This is a genomic window from Larkinella sp. C7 (genome assembly GCF_006149005.1).
In the GTDB taxonomy this organism is placed as follows: domain Bacteria; phylum Bacteroidota; class Bacteroidia; order Cytophagales; family Spirosomataceae; genus Larkinella.
The window spans coordinates 237,938-255,323 of record NZ_VBSL01000002.1 but is presented as its reverse complement, the minus strand read 5'-3'; the positions used below and the strand labels follow the sequence as shown (position 1 = coordinate 255,323).

The following is a 17,386-nucleotide window of genomic DNA, read 5'->3' as shown; positions in this document are numbered from 1 at the left end:
AGATTTAGTCTGTTAAATTAGAGCTTTGATCACTTGTTGTTAGATTTACGATGGCTGTTGCTCCCTCTAAACCGCCCGGTCGGCGACTCATCAAGCGGATGAGTACCCGCACCAAATGGCTTCTGCTGGCTCCTTTCAGTCTGATTCTGATTGGCTATGGCTTGTGCGTTTTCAGTGAAGCCGCCAATCTGAAACATACCGGCGAGTCCTTCAGCCGGTGGTTTTTGCTGGGAACCTACAGTCTGGTGGTTATCAACGCCGGGCTTTCCCTGTTTGGTCAGGCCATTATTTTCCGGATGCAGATCGAAAACCGCCGGACTATCCGCCGGTACCTGAAAAAGATGCTGCGGGAACGGCTTAAAAAAGAAAACCCCGTCCGTCGAGCGTGACGAGGCAATCGAATGATCCTCCGTTTTCAGAAAACAGTGCGATACTACCCACTGATAACCGCTTTTCACTTACGCTGCGGCCTGGCTTTTCTTTTCGGCAAAAGACGCCTTGATGGCTTCTACATCAACGTTTTTCACGTCCGGGCGACGCAATAGTTGTTTGATACGCGCAATTTTGTTGTTAGCCCGGGCTTTATTTTTTTGGTCTTTGCGTTTCAGTGCTGTTACTCCCATGATTGTATGTAATTAGTCCGTTTAATCCAAATTGTCCGCAAAATTAGCGGAAATACCGCAGAAAATCAATTTTTTATTGGTACTAATCTGACTCGATGCCGGGGTAGGTGCAGGTTCCTGCAAACAGCCTGCTGAAAACTCCGTCCAGCTTGCTATTTTTGCAACATGCAAAAACCGAGTTTACCCCGCGGCACGCGCGATTTTGGGCCGGAACAGATGAGCAAACGGCTCTTTTTGCTGGAAACCATCCGGCAAACGTTCCGGCGATACGGCTTTCAGCCCATTGAAACACCCACCCTCGAAAACCTGTCGGTTCTGATGGGGAAATATGGCGAAGAAGGCGATCAGTTGCTGTTTAAAGTGCTCAATTCCGGCGACTTCGCCAAGGATTTGACCGAAACCGACTGGCAGGAAAATGCCCGCAAATTAACCCTGAAAATTTCGGAAAAGGGTCTTCGGTACGACCTGACGGTTCCGTTCGCCCGCTATGTGGTGATGAACCGACACGCGCTGACGATGCCGTTCAAGCGGTACCAGATTCAGCCGGTCTGGCGTGCTGATCGTCCCCAGAAAGGACGCTATCGGGAGTTTGTACAGTGCGATGCCGATGTGGTCGGGACGGATTCGCTGTTGTGCGAAGCCGAAATCGTCCTGATGCTGCACGAAAGCCTGCGAAATCTGGGTATTCAGGATTTTACCGTAAAAATCAATAACCGCAAGATTCTGACCGGCATTGCCGAGGTAGTGGGTGCTGCCGGGCAGGAAGGACTGCTGGCCATTGCCATCGATAAACTGGATAAAATCGGAAAGGAAAAAGTGGTGGAGGAATTGAAACAACGCGGTTTTTCCGATGAATCGATTGCTAAACTGGAACCGATGTTTCAGTTTCCGGATCAGGCGCAGGCGGCTTTCGAACAACTAAAAAGCTGGCTGTCTTCTTCAGAGGTGGGACTGAAAGGCGTTGCGGAACTCGAAGAAGTCTGGCAGTTGGTCGCCCAATATGGGTTGAACGACGCCCGGATGCAACTGGACGTGACGCTGGCGCGCGGTCTGTCGTATTATACCGGTGCCATTTTTGAGGTAAAAGCCAATGGCGTGCAGATCGGCAGCATCAGCGGGGGAGGCCGTTACGACAACCTCACCGGTGCATTCGGTATGCCCGGTTTGTCGGGGGTCGGCATTTCACTGGGCGTCGACCGGATTTACGATGTAATGGAAGAACTGAACCTGTTTCCGGAAACCGGTTTGCAATCGACGCAGGTGCTGGTGGTTCACCTCGATACCGAAGGGCGTTCGCTTGGCTTGCCGTTGCTGAGCCAGTTGCGGGCACAGAACATCCCGTCGGAAGCGTATCCGGATACCGCCAAAGTGAAAAAGCAACTGGATTATGCGAATGCAAAACGCATTCCGTATGTCGTTCTGATTGGCTCGGAAGAACTGCAAACCGGGTTGTTGGGATTGAAAAATATGGTGACGGGGCAGCAGGAGAAGCTGACGGCCGACGAGATTGTGGCGCGTTTACAGGAAGAGGTCACGCATAGCAAGTCCATTTAACTAACCGCTGACAGCAGAACCTTTGGCCGCGTCAGGGTTACAAAAACGGCGTCCTGACTCAAAGTCGGGACGCCGTTTGTATAGTGGACAGTCTGCGTATTAAAACTTGAAGCCGAGATTGACACCCAGCGCCCGACGCTGCGAATTGTTGAATCCGCTGATGGCATCGGAGAAACCGTGGTGATACACAAGGTCGATCAGGACTGGTCCCATATCAAAGCCCAGATTGACCAGGCCCAGAAATGTTCCGCTTTTGATCTCATTTTCATCCACATTGACAGTGTTGTTGCTGCTTAACCGATTGGCATATTCAGCACCGACGGCGAAGCGAACAGCAGAAATGCCACGGTCAGACTGGGCCAGTTTTACCCCGATATAAGCCGGGATCTGCAACCATTTGGTGTTGATACGGCCCGAAATATCCTGAACCGAAGCGCCATCGCCAGGCGTGAAGTAGTTCGAACTGGAAGCAAAATATTCTGCACCCAATTGTCCGTAAATCCGGCCGCCACCGCGAACGAAACCACCGATCTGGTAGCCCAGACGTCCTGAAGGATTGTCGCCGTCCACATCTTCACCCCGGTACCGGGTCGAGTTGGCACCCACATAAATACCACCGGTGAAGGCTTTGTACGGTTTATCAGCCTTCACACGGCTCTGGCGACTTCCGTAGTCAGCGGTAGTAGACGTTGAAGAATACGAGTTGGTCGTAGCTGGAGTCGACGAATAGGTCGCGCTGTTCGTTGGAGCGACTGTTGTCGCTGAATTTCTGGTAGTGTCTGAAGAAATGTTATTCTGAGCATTGGCGCTCCACGTTCCCAAAAGGCACACCGCAAGCAGGATACTGTTGCGTTTCATCATGATAATAGTTTTTGAAATTGTAAAAAAATAAGGTGTATGCATTGCATACACCTTATTAACATTGCTAATCTTGGATTGTTTAAAGTTGTCTCCATTCTTTGTAGGAATTGATCAGGCCGTTGGTCGAACTGTCGTGCGATGAAACCGGCCGGTTGTCGGCGAGTTCGGGCAGGATGCGATTGGCCAGTTGTTTGCCCAGCTCGACGCCCCACTGATCAAAACTGAAGATATTCCAGATGATGCCTTGCGTGAAAATTTTGTGTTCATACATCGCTATCAGGCTGCCAAGTGTTCTTGGCGTGATTTTCTTCACCAGAATCGAGTTGGTAGGTCGGTTTCCGGAAAACACCTTGAAGGGCATCAGTAAAGCCACTTCCTCTTCCTTTTTTCCGGCTTTCACCAGTTCCCCTACTACTTCTTCCCCGGATTTGCCATTCATCAGGGCTTCGGTTTGGGCGAAGAAGTTGGACAGCAGCATGTTGTGGTGTTCGCCCAGTGGACGCTGGCTGATGGCGGGGGCAATGAAATCGCAGGGAATCAGCTTCGTGCCCTGGTGAATCAGTTGGTAAAAGGCGTGTTGCCCGTTGGTGCCGGGTTCTCCCCAGATCACCGGCCCGGTCTGGTAGGCCGTCGGCTCGCCGTTGCGGTCGACGGATTTGCCGTTGCTTTCCATGTCACCCTGCTGGAAATAGGCCGCAAACCGGTGCATGTACTGGTCGTAGGGCAGAATGGCGTGTGATTCGGCTCCAAAAAAGTTGTTGTACCAGATGCCCAGCAGTGCCAGCGTCACCGGGATATTTTCTTCGATGGGGGTATTCTTAAAATGCAGATCCATCGCATGGCCCCCTTCAAGCAGTTCGGCAAAGTTGTCGAAACCAATGTAGCAGGCAATCGACAGACCGATGGCCGACCAGAGGGAGTAGCGCCCACCGACCCAATCCCAGAACCCAAACATGTTTTCAGGATCGATGCCAAATTTTTCGACTTCGGTTTTATTGGTCGAAATGGCCACGAAATGTTTCGCCACCGCCGATTCGTCATTGGCGTGACTCAGGAACCAGTCGCGGGCCGAATGGGCATTGGCCATCGTTTCCTGCGTCGTGAAGGTTTTTGACGCAATCATGAACAGTGTGGTTTCCGGATCGAGCTTTTGCAGGGTTTCGTAAATGTGTACGCCATCGACATTCGACACAAAATACACCTGCAACTGCGGTTTTCCGTCTTTCTGAAGCGCATACGGTTTCAGGGCTTCCGTGACCATTACCGGCCCCAGATCCGAACCGCCAATACCGATGTTGACGATTTGCGTGATCGGTTTGCCGGTATACCCTTTCCAGTCACCTGAGCTGATGCGATGCGAAAAAGCCTCCATTTTGTCCAGAACCGCATTGACATCCGGCATCACATCGTTTCCATCGACCAGCACCGGCGTGTTGGAACGGTTCCGCAGGGCGACGTGCAACACAGCACGGTTTTCGGTAACGTTGATAGCGTCGCCGGAAAACATTTTTTCAATGGCTTCGTAGAGACCCGCCTGCCCCGCCAGTTGACGCAGCAGTTGCATGGTTTCGGCGGTAATCCGGTTTTTGGAGAAATCGACCAGAATGTCTTCAAACCGCAGTGAAAAATCCGTAAATCGATGGGGGTTCTCCGCAAATAAATCCCGCAGGTGTTGTCCCTTAAGTTGCTCGAAATGGTTCTGGAGTTCCTGATAAGCAGGAAGTTGAAGAAAAGAGTGGGTCGGTAACATGTTGAATGGGTTCAAAGAGAAATTTCGTTCAATCGGTCTGGTTCGCAGACAAACACGTTAAAATCGACTTTCCCGCGAATGCCATCCACCGAACCTTTTTCATTGTGTTGCCAAATGTACAACCGCTCCGCTTTAAAATGCCGGGGGTGGTCGGAAGAATAATCGGCAATCCAGAGCGGATAGTCGTCAAAATTACCGGCAATGTAGAGTAAATAAAAGTGCCGGTTGACATAAATAATTGGTTTGGTGCCGTAATGGTCTTCCACCAGCCGCAGCCAGACCCGGATGTCGGCAATGAGTTTCTCCGCCGGAACGGTACCTTTGGCGTTCCGTTCGAAGTCGAGCACGGGGGCAAAGTCGCCGGGTTTGAGCGTAACGGTTTTGATAAAATTCTGAGCCTGTTTTACGGGATCGCGTTTCGGGTGGAAGAAGTGGTAGGCACCCCGTTTCAGGCCTGCTTTTCGGGCTTCCTGCCAGTTGTGTTTGAATCGCCGGTCGACGAGCGATGCGCCTTCGGTGGCTTTGACAAAGACAAATTGCAGCCCAACGCCCCGGGCCTGCACCTGAGAAACCCGCTGCCAGTTGATGCGGTTGTTGTGGTGAGAGACATCAATACCGTGAATCGTATACTTCAACGGCATTCGAATCCCGTATCTGTTTACAAACTCCCATTGCAATTCATTGACTTTCTTCAGCGAACGATTCCACCAGAGCCCGACCAGAACCAACGAAAGCACTAGCAACGGCCAGACCAGTAATTTCCTCTTCCTATAGATAAATAGCACAATCCGGCTCATACCGGACAAAAATAACGACAAAAGGACGATGGAAAAAAGAAGTGGGGGAAAGGAGGGTAAAAAGAACGGAGTAAAGATGAACAGGATTGTTTATGATTCCTCTTCTCTTTACTCCGGTTGAAACGGTTTTTCGGATTAATCGTGTCCTTCCAGTTTCACAATTTTGTTGTATAAACCCAACAACAAAAAGGGAGCAGCCCATTGGCCAACGAATAAAGCCTTGTCATTTTCACTCTGAAATTTGTAGAATAAGGAAACGCCCATGGATGCCACAGCAGCCCACAAAAAAACGTCAGAAGGTATTTTTGCGGTTTGATCCTCAATGGCCTCAGCGACTGGGCCTTCTTTGTGCTCTGGATTCGGGTTTTTCACCGAACCTTTTTCCCGATTGCGCTCTAGTACGTTCATAACATTGTTTAAGTTTTGTTAGACAAAGTCAGAACTACAGTCTCCGGAGAATGTTCCGGATAGTGAGCGAAAATTCCTGTTTCGGTTTAACTTATGACAGATACTGCCGACGCTGAAGCCCCGGAAAATCTAGTATCACCTACCCATAGAACCGTTTTGGTAAACCCGATCCAATAAATAAAAAATAAAAAATGTTAAATGATGAATGTTAAATGTAAAAGGAGTTCATTGTCCTTCTCTTTTACATTTAGCATTCATCATTTAACATGCTCTATAAATCCAGTTCTATTTTTACTTATTCGGCTGCGGGGTGGTCCGCAGATACGGTTTAACGATGGTAACGCCTTTCGGGAATTTCTTGATGGCGTCTTCCGTGCTAACCGCCGGAACCACAATCACATCCTGGCCTTCTGTCCAGTCGGCGGGCGTGGCCACCTGGTAGTTAGCGGTTAACTGCAATGAATCGATGACCCGCAGAATCTCCGTGAAGTTCCGGCCCGTTGAAGCGGGATAGGTCAAAGTCAGTTTGATTTTTTTATCAGGACCGATGATAAACACCGACCGAACCGTTGATTTTTCGCTGGCGTTCGGGTGGATCATATCATATAATTCGGCCACCTGACGGTCTTTATCGGCAATCATCGGAAAGTTAACCGTCGTATTCTGGGTTTCGTTGATGTCTTTCACCCATTCGGTGTGCGACTCAAGCGGGTCAACGCTGACCGCAATCACCTTCACGCCACGTTTTGCAAACTCGTCAGTCAGTTGGGCGGTTCGGCCCAATTCCGTCGTACAAACCGGCGTAAAGTCGGCGGGGTGGGAAAAGATCATACCCCAGGAATTTCCCAGCCATTCGTGAAAATTGATCGTACCCTCGGTGGTCTCTGCCGTAAAATCCGGGGCGATGTCACCTAATCGGAGTGCCATAATAAAAGAGGTTTGGTTATTACTATAGTTATACTATAGTGTTGGTTACACAAATGTAAAACGAATTATCAACAGTGCGGATCTCTGAACGACAAAGACCGCAGATTGATAACACTACCTTTGCATAAAATGGTTTTTTAAATCAATTTTTCTTCGACGGCCATCTTCACCAGTTCGGCAGCATTCTTCACCTGAAGGCGACGCATCATGTTGGCGCGGTGGTTGTCGACGGTTCGGACCGAAAGCTGGAGTTTTTCGGCAATTTCACGGCTGCTCATGCCATCGACCAAAAACTGCAGGATTTCTTTCTCCTTCTTCGAAAGCTTGGAGCGCCGGATTTTGCTGCTTCGTTCCGTCTTTTTCAGTTGGTGCATATAGCCATTCAAAATAATGGTGGCTACGGGTGAGCTGAAATATTTTTCCCCACTGGCAATGGTTCGCAGTGCTTTCATCATCTCATCGCTCGATGAGTCTTTCAGAATGTAGCCAAAGGCCCCGGCTTCTACCGAGCGAAGAATGTAATCTTCGTTGTTGTGCATCGACAACATCAGGGTCTTGATGTTTTTATACAGACGCGAAATGATCTGTGTCGTCTGAATCCCCGACATGCCCGGCAGGGAGATGTCCATCAAAACCACATCTGGTTGCTGGGTTTTCAGCTTTTCAAGGGCTTCCTCACCATCGCCGGCTTCGTCGACAATTAAAAATTCATCGTTTTGTTCCAGCAGAGAGCGTATTCCGTTTCGGACGATAGAGTGGTCATCAACCAGCATCAACTTGAGTGTACTCATATTCCTGGTGTGCGAGTTTAAAAGGTATACTGACTTGTACTTTTGTGCCTTTGTCGGGCGCCGATGATATTTTAAATTTACCGTTGATCAAGGCTGCCCGTTCATTCATGTTATGAATGCCCTGCGAAGGCCGCTTGCTGTCTTCTTTCCGACTGCGGTGGATCCGGAACCCTTTGCCGTCGTCGTTGACAATCAGGTGCAAATAATTGTCTTTTTCGAACAGATCGATCGTGATCTGGTGCGGATCGGCGTGGCGAAGGGCATTGCTGACGGCTTCCTGCGCAATGCGGTAGACACCAATCTCAACGCTCTTATCTAAACGTGTATTTGACAGATTAGTATGAAAAATAATATCGATGGTACTGTCTTTGTCGTGCGTGTCGGCCAACATCTTCACGGCCGGAACCAGCCCGAAGTCGCTTAAAACCGTCGGCATCAGGTTGTTCGACACGTTTCGGGTCTCCTGAATGGTCTGCGAAATCAGGTTTTTCAGAACCGTTAAATTTTTGGTTCCTTTGGTCTCACCACTCAGACTTTTCTCAAAACTTTCGACCTGCAGCTTGATGGCCGTCAGCATTTGTCCGATGCCATCGTGCAACTCACGCGAGAGCCGTTTGCGCTCTTCTTCCTGTCCGGCCACGAGGTAGGAGGTCCGCAATTTCTGCTCGTCCATCTGCTGCTGGTATTGCTGGCGGGTGGCGTCGAAGAGTTGCTGGCGGGTTTCTTTCAGGGCGCGGTTCAGCGAGAGGAGTTTGCGGTTGGTGGTGGCGGTTCGGGTTTCGGCTTCGACCAACTGGCCAATGATGCCCTCAAATTTGTTCACGGCGGGTCGCAGAATGAACCAGCCCGCAAACACCAGGGCCAGCAGGATAAAAAGGTAGATGATAAAACCGATGAGTCGGGTATCCTCCACATTCGCCAGCGTTTCGCGGGTATATTGCTGAACGACCTCGTCCATTTTGTCTAAAAAGGGCTTTTCGTTCGCCAGCAAAGCGGTTAAATCGGCTTCGGCAATGAATTTTTCGGGGTCGGTGGCACGGTCGGCCTGGAGGATCAGTTGCTGCATACTGTCCCGAAAACCCGCATAATACGGTTTCAGAGCTTGGTACCGAATTTTAATGCTGTCACTGTTCTGAAGCAATACCGGATTTCCGGGTACGGTGCCCTGTTCAATGTGCAGTTGATTCGTCTGAAACTGCGCGAACAGTTTCTTGATCTCGGAAAGGGTACGCTGGAAATTGGGTAACTCGGATGAGCGGGTCAGTTGGAGAACCTGGCTGACAAGTCGCTGGCTCTGATGGCGCTGCGCGGAAGCCATTCGAATGACCAATACCCGTTCGGATTCGCGCCGGGTTTGAAACTGGCTCACGATTTCAGCAGCCGTTAACAGCATGGCTATGAACACCAATGTTGTTAAGAACAGGCGGTTGAAATGGCGGGCCGAAGGCTGAGAGGTCTGGGGTATAACGTTAACTACTTCCGACACGGTTTTATGAGGCAACCACGTTGATTAAGGTAAAGGTAACAAAAATTGTGATAATTGCAGGATGGAGGTGGTAACTTATGACTTTCGCGACTAAAAACCCGAACCAAACCCCACTGAGTGTTGTTTTTAAACCAGAAAACGACGTAGATTTGTAATTATCTGAACGCGACCTCATCATGAAAAAAAATGTCTGCTTCATCGCTCTTTTAGGACTGCTGACCCTGGCAGCGTTTACCCCCGCCAAAGTGGTGAGTAACCGTTCGGTGGCCACCGTCGCTGAACCCGTCAAACTGTCGTGGGAAACACTGCGCGATGTGACTTTCAAGAAAAAATGGTATCCCGAAGAATCCGTTTACATGCTGTATCCAACCTTCGGTGCCGGTATTCAGAAACTGAGCGGAAAACCGGTCGAGTTGACAGGATACGTATTACCCGTTGATTACGAATCCAATCTGTACGTTCTGTCGGCCTTTCCATACAGCGCGTGTTTCTTCTGCGGAGGAGCAGGCCCGGAATCGGTGGTATCCCTGAAATTCAAGAAAAATGGCCTCAAGTTTAAAACCGACGAGCGCCGGACTTTCCGGGGAACCCTCAAACTGAACGCTGATAATATCTACGAACTGAACTACATCATCGCAGATGCCGAGATGGTGGAGCAATGATAGAAACGGTTCAAAATCAGTACGCCATGCCATTGCGTGGCGTTTTTTTTTTGCAATCTATAAAAAGCTTCATTGCTTTTTCTACAAAATTTCTCATCTTTGCACCACGAAAAAAAGGGGGTATAGCTCAGTTGGCTAGAGCGCTACAATGGCATTGTAGAGGCCGTCGGTTCGAATCCGACTATCTCCACCAAAATTCGTTAGAAGCCCCGGACTTGTCGAGTCTGGGGCTTTTTTTTAAATATTAAATGAGCAATGATGAACGCTAAATGTAAAAGTACCGGATGGGTAACTCGTTTTACATTCGACATTCATCATTTCTCATCAAACATTCTCTCCCTATCTTTTCCCGGCAGAAAAATATTTTTCGTATCCTTGGGTGATACCGGCGCGTTATTCCGATAAACCACTAAAAAGCGTATGAATTCAACCCAAACTCTGCCGAGGGAAGTCGCCCTGATTGCTGACCGGGAACGAACGATGGAACGAATCTATGCCCAAACCTATCCGATGGTTCGCCATTATATCCGGGAACAGGGTGGTACGGAGGAAGACGCGAAAGATATTTTCCACGAGTCCATGATTCTGTATTATGAGAAAACCGTTCAGGACCAACTGACGTTGACGTGTTCGGTCAGTACATATCTGATGGGGATTTGTAAAAACCTCTGGCGGCAGCAGGTGGAAAAACAGCGACGGAAAACGGCTTGGAATGAAACCCAGACCGACCTCATTTGGGAAGAGCCGGATGACGAAAACGAACTGCCGGCTCTCAAACTGATGACCTTTGTAGAGCAGTTGGGCGAAACCTGTCAATCCATTCTGGTTAGCTTCTACTACTTCGGTCAGCGGCTGGAGCAGATTGCCACACAACACGGTTACCAGTCGGTTCGCTCCGCCACCGTGCAGAAATTCAAATGCCTGGAACGACTGCGCAAAGCCGTCAGCCACCTGTCAATTGGTCACTTTAAATCCTGATGGCGATGCGTTCCGAATTAGAAGAAGTTCAATTGCTGGAAGCCTACCTGCGCGGAAGCCTGTCTGAAGAACAACAGATGGACGTCTCCGTCCGGCTGCTCTGGAATCCGGATTGGCAACAGAAACTGGCGGCCCAGAAACTGGCCTATCAGGCCCTTCGCCTGGCCGGACGTCAGCAATTGCGTCGCGAATTAGACGCCATTTACGTCCGTCTGTTCGGTTAAAACCGGCAATACCAACCTCGTTTTATAGATTCTTCAACTGGCTTTTACAGAGCCGGGGGGCATTGTCGTGCCTGATAAAAGCATTTTTCATCCCAACCATTTCCTGATTATGTATTATCCCGAACTTAGCCAACGTGAGTTCCGTAGCTTCGCCGTACACGGACAAAACCTGAACGGTCTGACGGTCGACCGCTACCTGCACCAGGTGGAGAACATGACCCGGTCGGTTATTGAAGAGCGGCCCATGAATTTCCGCGAAGTCGATGTATTTTCCCGTTTGATGGCCGACCGGATCGTTTTCCTCGGTTCGGCAGTCGACGACAACATTGCGAACATCATCATTGCCCAGATGTTATTTCTGGAATCGGCCGACGCCAAAAAGGATATCTTGCTGTATATCAACAGTCCCGGCGGTTCGGTCTATGCCGGGTTGGGTATCTATGACACCATGCAATACGTCCGGCCCGACGTCGCGACGATCTGCACCAGCGTGGCCTTGTCGTTTGGGGCGGTTTTGCTCTGCGCCGGAGCACCGGGCAAACGCTCGGCTTTGCCACACGCCCGCGTCATGATCCACCAGCCGCACGGCGGAGCGCAGGGGCAGTCCGTCGATATTGAGATTACGGCGCGGCAGATTGTCATTCTACGCAATGAGCTCTACGAAATCATGGCCCGGCACAGCGGTCGTTCTGCGGAAGAAATTGAACGAAATGCCGATCGCGATTACTGGATGAAAGCCGCAGAAGCCAAAGCGTTTGGTTTCATCGATGAAGTGTTGCAACGGTAAAGCGTCGGTTCCGAGGTCGGGGCTAGCTGATTTTGTGGGGCAGAATAGGGGCTTAAAAGCCAGAAATAGCCATCTTTGTAACACGGCATCACATACCGGTTAGAACCAGCCGGTCTTCGGAGAATTTAATCAGCCGCAGTGATGCGGCTTTTTTTATGGACTTACTTGAAATATTTGACGCCAGCAACCAGCCGCTGGGCTTTACCAAACCCAAAAAAGAAGCCCACCGCGACGGCGACTGGCACCGGACATCTGAAATCGTGGTGTTGAATGATCGGAACGAAGTTTTGCTGAGCCTTCGTCACCCGGACAAAGCGGTTTTGCCCAATTTCTGGGACGTCTGCGTCGGTGGACACGTTGATCCGGGCGAGAGTTATGAGCAGTGCGCGATGCGGGAGGTGGAGGAGGAAATTGGCGTTAGGCCCAAAACCGGCGAATTGCAGTTTCTGGGCATGGTGGCTGTGGAGGTAATCGACCCGGCTGCTTCGCTGATCGACCGGGAACACGCGGCTGTGTATGTCTTTCGGACCCGCCGTACACTCGATCAGTTTGTCATGCAATCGGATGAAGTGGCGGATTTGCGGTTTATGCCGATTGCGGTCGTGCTGGAAGAATTTCGCACGGGTAATAATTCGCTTCGGTATACGCCACCGCAACATACCTATTTGCGGACGCTCGAAATGGCAGCCAGTTTTTTAAACCCCTGAATCCTCTACAGGTGACTTGGATATAGCAAATCTCGATGCAAAAAGTCCCTTTAGGGGGGAGGGGCTAAAAAGGCCGGACGGCTTTCACAAACCGGCCTTTGAAGTAACTCGAGAACAAATTGTCTTCCCGAACACCCCGCGACGAAGATGCGTGGATAAACATGATGTTGGATGCCCCGCGAACTTCGGTAACAATCCCGGTGTGCGAAACGTAGCCGGATTTCCCATCATCCGGTACGAAGAAAACGAGATCACCCGGTTGAATCTGAGGGACTTCCACTTCATACCCCACTTCGGATTGTTGCCAGGAAACCCGCGGCATTTGTAGACCAACAGTATTGAAAGAAGCAAAAATCAGCCCCGAGCAGTCCATGCCTTCCGAGGTCTGACCGCCCGTGCGATACGGTGTCCCGGTATAGGTTCGGGCAATTTTTACCACCTGCGGCACATACCCTTTCTGGTAGGTTTGCGTATCGACAGTTTTCAGCGGTTTACCGACCGGTTTGCGATTGGCTGCCACCGGTTTTCGCTGGGCGGGCGGGGTGTAATGCGAAGTTTTGAAAAATGAACAGGACGACAGCGTCAGCACCAGAAGAGCAGTAGGCCACAAAGGGCGAAGTAAAGTCCTCATTCGTAGTGGTTTAAGGTGTATCGTTTATGGTTTAGTTTACCCCAAGCGTCAATCGTCAGGGAAATGACGGTACAAGGGGTTAAACTATTAAATTTTCATCGTTAAGGCAATGCGTTTGCGCTGTAAATCAACTTCCAGCACCTTTACCTGCACTTTCTGGTGAACACTGACGACCTGACGCGGATCGGAAACAAACTGATTGGCTAATTGCGAAATGTGAACCAGTCCGTCCTGTTTGACGCCGATATCGACAAAAGCGCCGAAAGCCGTCACGTTCGTCACCACGCCCGGCAGCAGCATGCCCTCCCGCAGATCTTCCGGTTTTCGGACCCGCTCGTCATACTCGAAAACGGCCAGCGTTTCCCGCGGATCACGGCCCGGTTTTTCCAGTTCGGCCAGAATATCGCGCAGGGTTGGCAGCCCCACTGTTTCGGTAACGTACAATTCGGGCTTTATCTGCTTTTGAAGGTCCGTTTTTTTGACCAAATCGGTCACTGTGCATTTCAGATCGCGGGCCATGCGTTCCACCACAGCGTAGCTTTCCGGGTGAACGGCACTGTTGTCGAGCGGATTTTTAGCCTGATCGATGCGGAGAAAACCGGCACATTGCTCGTAGGCTTTCGCACCCAGCCGGGCCACCTTCTTCAACTGGTCGCGGGATTGAAACGGGCCATTTTGCGCCCGGTATTCGACGATGTTCTGCGCCAGTTGTGGCCCCAGGCCGGAAACGTAGCGCAACAAATGACTGCTGGCCGTATTGAGCGAAACGCCCACCTGGTTCACGCAGCTTTCTACCACCCGGTCCAGGCTGCTTTTCAGTTCATTCTGATCGACATCGTGCTGGTATTGCCCCACGCCAATCGATTTGGGATCAATTTTAACCAGTTCGGCCAGCGGGTCCATCAACCGGCGACCGATGGAAATGGCACCCCGCACCGTTACATCCTGATTCGGAAATTCCTGCCGCGCCACTTCCGATGCGGAGTAAATCGATGCGCCCTGTTCGCTCACCATGAACAGCGGGATGGTTTTGCCAAAATTCAGACTTCGGACAAAGTCCTCGGTTTCGCGCCCGGCAGTTCCGTTGCCAATCGTAATGGCTTCAATCTGGTGCTGAGCGACCAGTTTTAGCAAGGTCTGTTGCGCCTGTTCACGACGGCTGTCGGGGTAAATAACGTCGTTGGTCAACAGATTTCCCTGGGCATCCAGACAAACGACTTTGCAGCCAGTTCGAAAACCGGGGTCGATGGCCAGCACCCGCTTCTGCCCGAGTGGGGGCGACAGGAGCAGTTGGCGCAGGTTATCCGCAAAAATTTTGATGGCCTCCTGATCGGCTTTCTGCTTCGAAACGTTTTCAAATTCGGTTTCAATCGACGGTTTGATGAGTCGTTTGTAGCTGTCTTTGATGGACATCGCAACCTGGTCGATGCTTTCGGACGAGCCGTGTCGCAAAAACTGCCGGTCCAGCCTTTCGAGGGCGGTTTGTTCGTCCGGTGAAATACTCACTGCCAAAATCCCTTCCGCTTCCCCGCGCCGGATGGCCAGCAAACGGTGGGAGGGAACCCGGCGGAGCGGTTCGGCAAAGTCGAAATAATCCTTGTATTTAATCCCGGCGACTTCCTTGTCTTTTTTGACAACGGCCCGGATAATAGCCTCCCGTTCAAACAGATTCCGGATGCGTTGCCGGGCGTCGGCGTCTTCATTGATCCACTCCGCCATGATGTCGCGGGCACCCTGCAAGGCGTCCTGAACGGTGGCCACCTGCTCGTTCAGGAACGACGCGGCTTTTCGTTCCACCGTATTTTCGCGCTGACTGAAAATAAATTTAGCCAGGGGTTCCAGACCTTTTTCAATGGCGATGGTGGCCCGGGTTTTTCGCTTGGGTTTATAGGGCAAATACAAATCTTCCAGTTCGGTGACTGAAGCAGAAGATTCAATTTTCTGGCGGAGTTCCGCCGTCAATTTGCCCTGATCGGCAATGGATTTCAGGATGGTTTCCCGTCGTTTGTCGAGTTCAACCATTTTTTGGTAGGTATCCTTGATGGCCCCGATCTGCACTTCGTCCAGTTGTCCCGTGGCTTCTTTGCGGTAGCGGGCAATAAACGGCACAGTGGCACCGTCGTCGAGCAACTGAACGGTTTGGGCAACCTGCCGGGCGTTCAGATTGAGCAGGGCAGCAATGCGCGACGTCAGATTACTGGGGTCGGGGGATGGGCTCATGGAGTCGATTTACTGAATGAAGCCGCAAAAAAAGCACGAAAGGATGGTTTGTCAACAAAAAAGAATCAGAAATACCGGCTGACAGCGGTAAGGGGTTCTGGTTCAGCGGGCAAAAAAAAACATGCCACCAGGCATGTTTTCTTCTTGAAACTCAAACGGCTCTATCTTTCGATTATACCAGTTCTACGTTTACAGCGTTCAGACCCTTTTTGCCACGTTCAACTTCAAATTTTACTTTGTCGTTTTCGCGGATCTGGTCGACAAGGCCCGTCGAGTGAACAAAAATGTCCTCGCCTGGTGCATCCGGCTTAATGAAACCGTATCCTTTGGTTTCATTAAAAAATTTTACTACTCCTGTTTGCATTGAATTGTGATTGAAAGAATTTGTATAAAGGACTATTTTTTTATATTTCTTTCCAAATTTTTATAACATTTTTTTGTGGGCAAAGGCCACTTATTTAGGCAGGAACGGTCTATTCAGCTACGTTTTGAATCGGCCTACCCCTAAATAAGCAAAGAATATCCGGTTTGCTCCTTCGCCCTTTTGCTGTCAAATCCGACAGTCCAGACAGCTTTCGTAATCCTCGTGACCGGGTGCATACACGCCATTGACGTTCACCAGCCGATTCACCGGGATTGACTCACCGGAGGCAAGGGTGACGGAATCGCCCTCGGCTTTGGTCGTCATTTCAGTCATAATGGACGTAACCGAAATCAATTCGTTCAGGTCGGTGGTGTAGAATATCTTGACATATTTCCGCAGCGCAATCAGCGAGCGGAGCATGTCCCTGTAGGGTTCTGTGAGCGTTGTCATGTGAAACAAACTGAATGTTCTATCCAGATAACAAAATTTGATTGAAACTGGCTCATGATTGGTGAATTATTTCACTGCGTATTACTGTTCTAAGTATAACTATTGTGAGATTTAAGATTTCCGGTTTTTTGCATTTTTAATCTTGTTTTAATATAAACAGATCAAACGATGCCACTTTTAAGGACGGCTTAATCTGGTTTACATCTTTTTTTAATGCCGTTATGCTTCCTTTGTGCCTATAAATTATCCTATCCTCATGAAATACGATCCCTTCTTTTTTCTCTCCTGCATCATGGGAGATGAACTGTATAAATTGAACTCTACCAAGACTGAACAGCTCGATTACCGGGCGCTTGAAGAACGTTTCAAGCAAGTTTGGAACCAACCGATCGATGATTTTTACCTGAGCGGTTTACCTCCGGTGATTCGCCGGAATGCGAGACGTCATTTTATTTAATAGTTGCCTGATTCCGTTGTCTCCGTAACTTGTAAAAGACGACTCCAACCTCCGGTGGGAAGGCTATGCAGCGGGAGGTTGGAGATCTGGTCAGGCGGCCTGGAATTGTTGAATACAAAGGTGCTGGAGCAACATAATGGTTTTTCCGTCCACAATTTCGCCCTCGGCAATCATCTGCATGGCTTGCGGTAAGGGCATTTCCAGTACGTCGATCTCTTCTTCCTCAATGCCCCCTCCGGTTCTTTTTTCGGTTGAATCGGAATAATCTGCCGTGAAAAAATACAGCTTCTCCGTGACCGATCCCGGACTCATGTAGGCTTCAAAAACTTTCCGGATGTTGGTCACAACAAAACCGGTTTCTTCTTCCGTTTCCCGGCGAATGGCGTCTTCCGGGTTGTCGTTGTCCAGTAAACCGGCGCAGGATTCGATTAGTAAACCGCTCGCATTGCCATTGACGTAGGTCGGCATTCGGAACTGGCGCGTCAGAATGACGGTGTTTTTTTCCGGATTGTGCAGCAGAATCGTCGCGCCGTTTCCCCGGTCGTAGGCTTCCCGGGACTGTGTCTCCCAAACCCCATTCTTACGCTGGTAGTTAAAAGTCACTTTCCGCAAGGTGTACCAGTTGTCCGATAATACTTCCTGCCTGATGAGCTGAACCCGAGAATTATTCATTAGTATTGGTTGTTTTTGATTGTTTTTGATTATTTTT

At 50.0% G+C, this 17,386-nt stretch carries 21 protein-coding genes and 1 tRNA gene; 9 read left to right on the top strand and 13 right to left on the bottom strand.

Annotated elements, in window-relative coordinates:
• Nucleotides 1-50: 50 nt before the first annotated feature.
• Nucleotides 51-389, top strand: coding sequence for a hypothetical protein (locus tag FH871_RS06195; protein ID WP_171062771.1), 339 nt, complete (start codon nt 51-53; stop codon nt 387-389).
• 69 nt (nt 390-458) lie between these two features.
• On the opposite strand, the gene FH871_RS33060 is transcribed toward FH871_RS06195, so the two are convergent.
• On the bottom strand, nt 459-623 hold the full coding sequence (locus FH871_RS33060; RefSeq protein ID WP_165840860.1) for a hypothetical protein: 165 nt from the start codon (nt 621-623) through the stop codon (nt 459-461).
• Between the two features lie 165 nt (nt 624-788).
• Here FH871_RS33060 and hisS point away from each other — a divergent pair, with 165 nt between their 5' ends.
• Nucleotides 789-2,177, top strand: a complete 1,389-nt coding sequence (hisS, locus tag FH871_RS06190; protein ID WP_138990474.1) for a histidine--tRNA ligase — start codon at nt 789-791, stop codon at nt 2,175-2,177.
• A 99-nt stretch (nt 2,178-2,276) separates the two neighbouring features.
• Here hisS and FH871_RS06185 read toward each other — a convergent pair whose 3' ends face one another.
• From FH871_RS06185 to FH871_RS06155, 7 genes are all read right to left on the bottom strand, one after another.
• Nucleotides 2,277-3,038, bottom strand: a complete 762-nt coding sequence (locus FH871_RS06185; RefSeq protein WP_229317093.1) for a PorT family protein — start codon at nt 3,036-3,038, stop codon at nt 2,277-2,279.
• 79 nt (nt 3,039-3,117) lie between these two features.
• The gene (gene pgi / locus FH871_RS06180) at nt 3,118-4,788 is read right to left on the bottom strand and encodes a glucose-6-phosphate isomerase (protein ID WP_138990473.1); all 1,671 of its coding nucleotides are present in this window, start codon (nt 4,786-4,788) and stop codon (nt 3,118-3,120) included.
• Nucleotides 4,789-4,799: 11 nt separating this feature from the next.
• Nucleotides 4,800-5,525 carry a glycoside hydrolase family 25 protein gene (locus tag FH871_RS06175; RefSeq protein WP_229317090.1) on the bottom strand — a complete coding sequence of 242 codons (726 nt, stop codon included), beginning with the start codon at nt 5,523-5,525 and terminating at the stop codon, nt 4,800-4,802.
• A gap of 195 nt (nt 5,526-5,720) precedes the next feature.
• Nucleotides 5,721-5,993: a hypothetical protein gene (locus FH871_RS06170; RefSeq protein WP_138990472.1), complete on the bottom strand. Its 273-nt coding sequence runs from the start codon at nt 5,991-5,993 to the stop codon at nt 5,721-5,723.
• Nucleotides 5,994-6,284: 291 nt separating this feature from the next.
• Complete coding sequence (locus FH871_RS06165; protein WP_138990471.1) at nt 6,285-6,920, bottom strand: peroxiredoxin; 636 nt, start codon at nt 6,918-6,920, stop codon at nt 6,285-6,287.
• A gap of 137 nt (nt 6,921-7,057) precedes the next feature.
• Nucleotides 7,058-7,693, bottom strand: a complete 636-nt coding sequence (locus FH871_RS06160; RefSeq protein WP_114404725.1) for a response regulator transcription factor — start codon at nt 7,691-7,693, stop codon at nt 7,058-7,060.
• Nucleotides 7,683-9,104, bottom strand: coding sequence for a sensor histidine kinase (locus FH871_RS06155; protein ID WP_138990470.1), 1,422 nt, complete (start codon nt 9,102-9,104; stop codon nt 7,683-7,685). The genes FH871_RS06160 and FH871_RS06155 overlap by 11 nt, the downstream gene beginning before the upstream one ends.
• Nucleotides 9,105-9,373: 269 nt before the next feature.
• Between FH871_RS06155 and FH871_RS06150 the strand changes: the two genes are divergently transcribed.
• From FH871_RS06150 to FH871_RS06125, 6 genes are all read left to right on the top strand, one after another.
• Nucleotides 9,374-9,859, top strand: a complete 486-nt coding sequence (locus FH871_RS06150; protein WP_114404727.1) for a DUF3299 domain-containing protein — start codon at nt 9,374-9,376, stop codon at nt 9,857-9,859.
• 116 nt (nt 9,860-9,975) lie between these two features.
• A tRNA-Ala gene (locus FH871_RS06145) sits at nt 9,976-10,052 on the top strand.
• Nucleotides 10,053-10,279: 227 nt separating this feature from the next.
• Complete coding sequence (locus FH871_RS06140; RefSeq protein ID WP_138990469.1) at nt 10,280-10,837, top strand: RNA polymerase sigma factor; 558 nt, start codon at nt 10,280-10,282, stop codon at nt 10,835-10,837.
• Between the two features lie 5 nt (nt 10,838-10,842).
• Nucleotides 10,843-11,061 carry a hypothetical protein gene (locus FH871_RS06135; RefSeq protein WP_138990468.1) on the top strand — a complete coding sequence of 73 codons (219 nt, stop codon included), beginning with the start codon at nt 10,843-10,845 and terminating at the stop codon, nt 11,059-11,061.
• 109 nt (nt 11,062-11,170) lie between these two features.
• Nucleotides 11,171-11,848, top strand: a complete 678-nt coding sequence (locus tag FH871_RS06130; RefSeq protein WP_138990467.1) for a ClpP family protease — start codon at nt 11,171-11,173, stop codon at nt 11,846-11,848.
• A gap of 155 nt (nt 11,849-12,003) precedes the next feature.
• A complete protein-coding gene (locus FH871_RS06125; protein WP_138990466.1) occupies nt 12,004-12,555 on the top strand; it encodes an NUDIX domain-containing protein in 552 nt (183 codons plus the stop codon).
• A gap of 64 nt (nt 12,556-12,619) precedes the next feature.
• On the opposite strand, the gene FH871_RS06120 is transcribed toward FH871_RS06125, so the two are convergent.
• From FH871_RS06120 to FH871_RS06105, 4 genes are all read right to left on the bottom strand, one after another.
• The gene (locus FH871_RS06120; RefSeq protein ID WP_138990465.1) at nt 12,620-13,186 is read right to left on the bottom strand and encodes a C40 family peptidase; all 567 of its coding nucleotides are present in this window, start codon (nt 13,184-13,186) and stop codon (nt 12,620-12,622) included.
• 87 nt (nt 13,187-13,273) lie between these two features.
• Nucleotides 13,274-15,406 carry a Tex family protein gene (locus FH871_RS06115; RefSeq protein WP_138990464.1) on the bottom strand — a complete coding sequence of 711 codons (2,133 nt, stop codon included), beginning with the start codon at nt 15,404-15,406 and terminating at the stop codon, nt 13,274-13,276.
• A gap of 172 nt (nt 15,407-15,578) precedes the next feature.
• On the bottom strand, nt 15,579-15,770 hold the full coding sequence (locus FH871_RS06110; protein ID WP_114404734.1) for a cold-shock protein: 192 nt from the start codon (nt 15,768-15,770) through the stop codon (nt 15,579-15,581).
• Between the two features lie 186 nt (nt 15,771-15,956).
• On the bottom strand, nt 15,957-16,220 hold the full coding sequence (locus FH871_RS06105; protein WP_138990463.1) for a hypothetical protein: 264 nt from the start codon (nt 16,218-16,220) through the stop codon (nt 15,957-15,959).
• A gap of 256 nt (nt 16,221-16,476) precedes the next feature.
• Between FH871_RS06105 and FH871_RS06100 the strand changes: the two genes are divergently transcribed.
• Complete coding sequence (locus FH871_RS06100) at nt 16,477-16,677, top strand: hypothetical protein (protein ID WP_138990462.1); 201 nt, start codon at nt 16,477-16,479, stop codon at nt 16,675-16,677.
• 90 nt (nt 16,678-16,767) lie between these two features.
• On the opposite strand, the gene nudK is transcribed toward FH871_RS06100, so the two are convergent.
• Nucleotides 16,768-17,349, bottom strand: coding sequence for a GDP-mannose pyrophosphatase NudK (gene nudK, locus FH871_RS06095; protein WP_138990461.1), 582 nt, complete (start codon nt 17,347-17,349; stop codon nt 16,768-16,770).
• Between the last annotated feature and the right edge of the window lie 37 nt (nt 17,350-17,386).